Origin of the sequence: Leptolyngbya sp. FACHB-711 (genome assembly GCF_014695615.1) — a bacterium.
GTDB lineage: Bacteria > Cyanobacteriota > Cyanobacteriia > Elainellales > Elainellaceae > Leptolyngbya_A.
Genome location: NZ_JACJOR010000387.1, coordinates 1 through 6010, shown reverse-complemented (window position 1 = coordinate 6010; position 6010 = coordinate 1). Strand labels below are relative to the sequence as shown.

General features: G+C 48.7%; 7 protein-coding genes and 1 pseudogene. 2 read left to right on the top strand and 6 right to left on the bottom strand.

Annotated features, from left to right (window positions below):
* Window positions 1-170 precede the first annotated feature (170 nt).
* Window positions 171-362, top strand: a complete 192-nt coding sequence (locus tag H6F80_RS16310; protein WP_190792582.1) for a helix-turn-helix domain-containing protein — start codon at window positions 171-173, stop codon at window positions 360-362.
* Between the two features lie 50 nt (window positions 363-412).
* A pseudogene (locus H6F80_RS31370) lies at window positions 413-599 on the top strand (IS630 family transposase); the annotation flags it as partial.
* A 185-nt stretch (window positions 600-784) separates the two neighbouring features.
* Here H6F80_RS31370 and H6F80_RS16305 read toward each other — a convergent pair.
* The 6 genes from H6F80_RS16305 to H6F80_RS16280 all read right to left on the bottom strand — a co-directional run.
* Window positions 785-1120, bottom strand: a complete 336-nt coding sequence (locus H6F80_RS16305; protein ID WP_190792581.1) for a hypothetical protein — start codon at window positions 1118-1120, stop codon at window positions 785-787.
* Window positions 1121-1235: 115 nt separating this feature from the next.
* The gene (locus H6F80_RS16300; protein WP_190792580.1) at window positions 1236-1904 is read right to left on the bottom strand and encodes a response regulator transcription factor; all 669 of its coding nucleotides are present in this window, start codon (window positions 1902-1904) and stop codon (window positions 1236-1238) included.
* A complete protein-coding gene (locus H6F80_RS16295) occupies window positions 1834-3393 on the bottom strand; it encodes a HAMP domain-containing sensor histidine kinase (RefSeq protein ID WP_190792579.1) in 1560 nt (519 codons plus the stop codon). Before H6F80_RS16295 ends, H6F80_RS16300 begins: the two co-directional genes overlap by 71 nt.
* Before the next feature lie 236 nt (window positions 3394-3629).
* Window positions 3630-3827, bottom strand: a complete 198-nt coding sequence (locus H6F80_RS16290; RefSeq protein WP_190792578.1) for a hypothetical protein — start codon at window positions 3825-3827, stop codon at window positions 3630-3632.
* A 373-nt stretch (window positions 3828-4200) separates the two neighbouring features.
* The gene (locus H6F80_RS16285; protein WP_190792577.1) at window positions 4201-4497 is read right to left on the bottom strand and encodes a hypothetical protein; all 297 of its coding nucleotides are present in this window, start codon (window positions 4495-4497) and stop codon (window positions 4201-4203) included.
* A 429-nt stretch (window positions 4498-4926) separates the two neighbouring features.
* Window positions 4927-6010, bottom strand: a 1084-nt coding sequence (locus tag H6F80_RS16280) for an alpha/beta hydrolase family protein (RefSeq protein ID WP_347277888.1), incomplete at its 5' end; no start/stop codon positions are given.

Here is a 6010-nt window from a genome sequence, read left to right as displayed (position 1 = left end):
TGATCACCTTATGCTAACCGCAACAGGATTATGGAACTTCTACCTGACTGCGGCATAGGAAGAACTTGAAAGGTCGCATTGGCTAGCTCTGTTCTTATTTCCCGACAACTCTATTAGCCTGGCAAGAAAAGAGAAGGCAGAGTTAGGCGAGAGATTGCTAGCATAGAGGTATGAACAAACCGGATGCTCGAACGCTCAATCCGGAGACACAAAATTACTTACGACAGCAGGCAATCCGATTACGCGGGGAAGGCAAACGTATCGTTGACATTGCTGAATACCTGGGTGTTCATCGCAATACGGTCTGGGACTGGTGGCAGCAATATCAGCAGGAAGGGGAAGCCACTCTAGAGCAGTACTGACGCGGCAAAAAACTAGGGTAAGGACGGACGCGATTCAGAGTGTGGGATAGTATCTCAAGCAGTGGAGGATGACCTCGCAAAGCCATTGAAGCGAGCATATGAACAAGACCCGCAAGCGATCGAGCAGGGGCAGAGATTGCCTGGGCAGACGAAGCGAGAGTCCGCTCAGATGCACAAAGAGGACGAGGGGATGCGCCAAAGGGAGAAACCCCAGAGATTCGACTCAACACGCAAAGAGCGTGAATTACATTGCCAGCATCGACAATCAAGGGACGCTGTGCTTTATGCTCTAGACGCAGAAGCTAACGGCGCAAGTCGCTAACACGATGCCAAGCATTAGCACGAGGATGATAAGCGCTAGTTGACATCAACGTTTTTAGCACCTCAACATCGGCAGACATTTAGCTGCCAATCAACTTTGCTCAACGAACTGCTTGCGATCGATACAAGTCCACCCGGTTTAGGGTTGAGTCAGCTTGTCGATCGGCAAAACCCTCGTCTAACCACGCCAGAGTTTCCTCCTCAGAAGTCAGATAAGCACTCCGTTGGGTGTTTGGGTCGTGAACATGCCACCCAACTCGACCGTTTCTCTGTTTCACCTGCTGAATGATGGGTTTAGATGGGGTGAAGCATTGGACAATTCTTCTATTAGTTTGTTGAAGTTGTTCAATAAATCGCTGCAAAAAGGATTGTTCAACACAATCGATAGTTTGTTCGAGTTTGCGATACGTTTGCCAGTGCGTTTTGTGTATTGTCATGAGTTAACTCCTGAATAATCTGCGGTATCCCTTCATTGATATCGATATATTGAGATTCAAGAAGTAAAACATTGAAGACTTATCGCATTGAGGAAACCAGCAACGCACCTTGCCCCTAAACGCGCAGACGATAGCCTGCCCCACGCACGGTTTCCAGTCGATCGTCCCCAATCTTGCGCCGCAGGTGTCCTACGTAGACATTCACTATGTTTGTACCCGGATCATAGTCGTATCCCCAGATGCGATCGAGCAGCTGTTCGCGGGTCATGACCTGCATCGGATGGCGCAGGAATACTTCCAGCATCAGAAATTCGCGGGTCGAGAGTTCTACCGGACGATCACTGACCCACACCTGACGAGTCAATAAATCCAGCGTGATGTCTGCCACCCGCAATTGCGTTTCTTCGGGCTTTTTAGACGATCGCTGATTGCGAAGCTGAACCCGCACTCGCGCCAATAACTCCTCAAACCGAAAGGGTTTGGTCATGTAATCGTCTGCGCCGCTTTCGAGACCGGAGATAGTATCGTCGAGCCCATCACGAGCGGTCAGGATGATAATCGGTAGGGTTGCGCCTTGTCCTCGCACGGCTGCCAGCACTTTTAGTCCATCGGCATCAGGGAGCCCCAGATCCAGAATCAGCAAATCAAAATCAGTGCTGCTGGCAAACGAAATGGCTTTTTTTGCCGTACTCACCACGGTCGTCGTATAACCATTAGCCTGAAGTCCGGTTTCCAGGAAGGAGGTGATGCGCGGATTGTCCTCGGCGATCAGGATGCGATTCATGGGCAGTAACGGGGGGTTCCAGCGGAATAATAATCGTAAATGTTGAGCCTTCTCCCAGACGGCTTTGCAGTTCGATCCAGCCGTGATGAGCCTGTGCGATCGCCTGCACAATGGAAAGTCCGAGTCCGTAACCTTCAAACTGATTGTCTTGATTCGTGCCGCGCGTGAAGCGTTGGAAGATGCGCTTCTGATCTTCGGGGGCAATACCTTCTCCCGTATCGCTCACCCATAGGAAGGCGTAGCTGTCGCGCACTGATGATCCGAGCGTAATCGTATCGTTCTCTCCAGTATGGCGCACCGCATTCTGTACCAGATTCATCACGGCTTGGGTCAGGCGTTGGCGATCACAGCGAATGGGGCTGAGCCCTTTCGATTCCAGCTTCCAGTTGCGCGGGGCGATCGAGCGAGATTTGAGATACAGTTCCTCGGTCATCCAGTCCAGTTCTTCGGTTTTGAGGTGCAGGAAGTTAGGGTTTTCGGTTTTTGCCAGCAGCAGCAGATCGTTTACCAGGCGGCCCATGCGCTCCAGTTCATCCATTACCAGGGCAATCGTTTCTTCTTGCTGGTCGGGTCGATATTGCAGCATCTCCAGGTGTCCCTGAATCACGGTGATGGGCGTTCGCAGTTCGTGGCTGGCATCTTTGAGAAATTCCTTCTGGCTTTCGAAGGCCACCTGAAGGCGATCGAGCATTTCGTTAAAGGTCGTGGTGAGTTCTGCAATTTCATCTTTGCCTTGCACAGACAATCGCTGATTCATGTCTGACTCCCGAATGGACTGAGCCGTTTTGGTCAGTTGCCGCAGGGGAGCTAGCACCCGTCCTGCCGTAAACCAGGCGAAGATCAAAGAAATCCCTAGAAAGATGCTGACATCCCGCAACAAACGCAGCAACGCCTGCCGTCCCTGCTGAAAATCAGAGGTGGCATCGTAGAAAACAATTAGGGTTCCAGGCTGTTTGCCTACCATTCGGAAGCAGTGCGCGACGTATTGAAATCGCTGTTCGCCAAAATGCATCTGTCCTTCTTGTCGATATTTCACCGTTGACCAGTCCGGGAACTGGGCAGCGTTTTGTTCCAGGAAGGCAGGGAGTTGCCCGGAGTAAGAGCGATAGTCGTGCAATTGCCCGTTGATCAGCGTTATGAAATACTCATCACGGGTGGGTGCGTAGAGATCTAGAAATACGTCGAAGATTTGAGTCGTAGAGGTCGGAAGTTTACCGCTCTGCTGTTTGGACTGAACAAAGTAACTGAACTGGTCAAGCTGCTGCTTCATTGCCAGGTTTGCACGCGACACAATGCTTTCGCGATAAACGCGATCGGCAGCGCTGACCGAAATGAAAGTGACACAGCCTGCCAGAAACAAATACCACAGCAACAGGCGAGTGCGAACGCTAAACAGCCAGCGATACCATTGGGGATGGGTGAGCTTTACCAGGAGTGACTGCGGCAATGCCCTAACAGAGGGTTGAGTGGGTTTTGGAAGCGACGGCATGGCAGGCGGGAAGTAAAGGTGAAGTGAGCTTCGTGATTAGGCAGGGATGGCAAAAATTCTAAAGCAATCTTGCGATTGGAGGATAGACACCACTACAGAATTCTTGTAGAGGAAAAGCATTAGGTCGCCCTCCTAATACTCATTTCCAGGTTAAATTTAAGGATGCCAGATTTACCAATAACAACCTGGGGCAATCGCATCCTGTCACTTTGAAACTGTTTCTAGATCCTCTGATTTCAGATCGTCTGTCCTGCCGACTGATTGGCTTCATTGCAGCCAACTTTGGGCTGTGCTTGCGGCTGCTCTTGAAGCTGTTCCTGTTGGGGTTGCTGTGCCTGTGCGGTGGCAGATTGATGGTCTAATGCGCTCAGGGCAGCGATCGCGCCCAGCGACACAGCAGCTAGCGACAAACTCATTAACATTGAGTGTTTCATCGGTTTTCCTCCTGATTGGGATTGAATTATTTCATCAGCCTTTGCTGACACTTTCCAATATGACTGGATGAAATAAATGGTGTGTAAATGAAAGATGAAAGATTTTTTATAAACGTTCTAAAATAAAAAGGTATCACCCGGCAGCGGTAATACCTCAGTGAATATTTCTGTGCGACGATTGATTCAATGAAACGAACACTGCTTAAGGGTGAAAATTTGGTTTTTGCATCCTGTAAGCAGTACCATTCGACAAACCTCATCGAGCAGAGGATGAGGGAAACATCTTCAGCTTTAACGATGAGAGCATTTTGAGCCAGGCAGTTTCACTGTCATCGGGTTAGCGGTTACTTGAGTAAAACTGCTTCAGTGAAGTTTAGGTATTCAAAGTTTCCTGGCGTTCCTGTTCCCACCGATTGTTCATTGCATTTAGAGTTTCCTGACGTTCTTGCTGAAAACGATCGTTGCTGGCATTTAAGGTATCTTGACGTTCCTGCTTCCAACGTTCATTGCTGGCGTTTAAGGTTTCCTGACGCTCTTGTTGCCAGGAATCACTCATTGCATTGAGAGTATCCTGACGCTCTTGCTCGAAACGACCGCTGACGGTAAAGGTCGGAACAGCAACAGTGCCAAGAGCCAGAACAGATAAGGATGCGAGGATCAGGCGTTTCATGATGATTACTTCCTGGTTTAAATTGTGTAGGGCTGAAGGTGAAGGAGAGCAGGTTTGATTTGTTCTCTTTCCTTCATGTCTTTTAGTTTCACAGTTGAACTTAAATTGTTTATAAAACGAATGTGAAAAGGTTTTTATAAACTCAGCGAAAAAGTGCAGCGCATCGATTAGCCTGAATTACGCTTACTGCCTCTTATTGTTTAAATTTGTTTTTATGCATCTTCTTGAAGGCATATGTTTTTCAAGTAAAAATTGCAGAAATATGATGGAACATCTGAATATTGCTGCTAACGCAATTAGTCTCTCGCGGTTAACATATCATTAACTTCAACAAAACGATCCAAGCCTTAATTAGGGCATTGGATCGAAGGCATAATCAGGTTAGTTCTGAACAGTATTCGAAAAGGACAGAAAGAAGTGAAAATTCAATTAGCTTGCAACTTTTGATCTCGTTGCTCGATCATCTCTCTCCGTGGACCTCCTTCTAGGAGCAAGAGACACTGCGGATAATGCCAGAAGCAGGAGCCATCTTTCAGTTATCCGTGACATTTCAAGACGAATGGGAACGGCTGCCAAAATTGTGCTAATTCGTGGTGAAGCGACGATCGCTCTATGAATGTCTTCTAAATGCTTTAATCGAGTAACCAACTCTGGTGGAAGATCGGTTGCAAAACGCAGCTTTAGATCGCGAGTTGAATGGGACTGTACATAGGCAGCACCCAGAAAAGGACGATAATTTGCGGCTTCAGGGGTTAACTGCTGCGCAAATGCCAGCGACATCCCTTTCAGCATTTGTCTCAATGGTTCTGTTTCTCCGCTACGACGTTCGCGCACAAATACATTGTCAAATAGAGATTCATTTAGAGTATTTGGCGTTCCTACACTGAGATGTGTTGCTCCGAGTGCCGTAATCAGATACTTCTTGGTTTGCATCTGCTCAAACGGTAGAAGCTGATGATGAATCGGGGGCGTAATTGTATCCTCGCTGTTCGATAAGACGATCGTCGGAATCTGGATTTGTGCCAGACTCGCTGCCGTGAATAAATGTCCGATCGCTGGGTTGAGCGCAATAATTTGAGCAACTCGTGCATCTTGCAAGACGGGCAAGTTATTAGGTAAGTCAGCTGCAGTGCATTGCAGCCAATCTGCGGGAGTCAGCCCGGCCTGATCAACGCGATTGCAAAACGTTTGTAGGCTCTCTAAATCAAGTTCTGCTCCTGCCAGTGCCAATGCTGTATATCCGCCCAACGAGTGTCCAATCACAGTGACTTGCTTAGTATTGAACAGGTCCGCAAATCGATCGGATCGTTGTTCTAACTGCTCCAGTTCGTCCAGCAAAAACTGAACATCTCTGGGACGCTCGATAAACTCTGAGGTGGGCAGAATCGATCGCTGCTCGGCGGGAATCCATCTGCCGCCCAGGAGTGGGGCGAGCCAGTCAAGGTTGCTGCCCGGATGCTCGATCGCTGCAACGGTGAAACCGTGGGAAGCAAGATGCTCACCCAAGTAACCC